The sequence below is a fragment of the Siccibacter colletis genome, from assembly GCF_000696575.1.
Classification (GTDB): domain Bacteria; phylum Pseudomonadota; class Gammaproteobacteria; order Enterobacterales; family Enterobacteriaceae; genus Siccibacter; species Siccibacter colletis.
In genome coordinates this window covers 1-413 of sequence record NZ_JMSQ01000043.1, presented here as the reverse complement: position 1 = coordinate 413, position 413 = coordinate 1, and the positions used below count along the sequence as shown (strand labels likewise).

The window sequence follows — 413 nt, the reverse complement described above, 5'->3', positions numbered from 1 at the left end:
TTCCCCATTCGGACATCGTCGGTTATAACGGTTCATATCACCTTACCGACGCTTTTCGCAGATTAGCACGTCCTTCATCGCCTCTGACTGCCAGGGCATCCACCGTGTACGCTTAGTCGCTTAACCTCACAACCCGAAGATGTTTCCTGCGATTCATCGTCGTGTCGTAAGCATTTGAGAGACTCGAACACACCTTTTTCTGTTCTCGTTTACGGAGAACAGAAACAGTGTGTCGTTTCAATTTTCAGCTTGTTCCGGATTGTTAAAGAGCAAATATCTCAAACGTGACTTGAAAGTCAGTTTTGAGATATCGGTTGGTTGTGTCTTTCACCCACAGCCAGCAAGTGGCGTCCCCTAGGGGATTCGAACCCCTGTTGCCGCCGTGAAAGGGCGGAGTCCTAACCGCTAGACGA

At 49.2% G+C, this 413-nt stretch carries 1 tRNA gene and 1 rRNA gene; both read right to left on the bottom strand.

The annotated features are described in order from the left end of the window. A 23S ribosomal RNA gene (locus tag ET34_RS0120720) occupies nucleotides 1-126 on the bottom strand; the annotation flags it as partial. Nucleotides 127-345: 219 nt separating this feature from the next. Then, nucleotides 346-412: transfer RNA gene (locus ET34_RS0120715), tRNA-Glu, on the bottom strand. Between the last annotated feature and the right edge of the window lies 1 nt (nucleotide 413).